This window comes from Nocardia sp. AB354, from assembly GCF_049538315.1.
Classification (GTDB): domain Bacteria; phylum Actinomycetota; class Actinomycetes; order Mycobacteriales; family Mycobacteriaceae; genus Nocardia; species Nocardia nova.
This window is the reverse complement of the sequence record NZ_JBMVFU010000094.1, coordinates 1-275: the sequence shown is the minus strand read 5'-3', so window position 1 is coordinate 275 and position 275 is coordinate 1. Positions and strand designations below refer to the sequence as shown.

At 66.5% G+C, this 275-nt stretch carries 1 pseudogene; it reads right to left on the bottom strand.

From position 1 onward, the window contains the following. Nucleotides 1-275 (bottom strand): annotated as a pseudogene (locus tag ACPCUW_RS35245) (carbamoyl phosphate synthase); the annotation flags it as partial.

Sequence of the window (275 nt, the reverse complement as noted above, 5' to 3'; positions counted from 1 at the left end):
CCCGCGCACGAGTACCCGATCTGACGCGCGAACGCCACCGCGTCGGCGCAAATACGCATCCGCAGTGCGGGATCCAGATTCGGCGCGGGCGCCAGCTCGATCACCTTCTGATGCCGCCGCTGCAGCGAACAGTCGCGCTCGAACAGATGCATGACGTTGCCGTGCTGATCGGCCAGGATCTGCACCTCGATATGCCGCGGGTTGATCACCGCCTGCTCGAGGAAGACCGTCGCGTCCCCGAACGCCGATTCCGCCTCGCGCATGGCGGCCTCGAT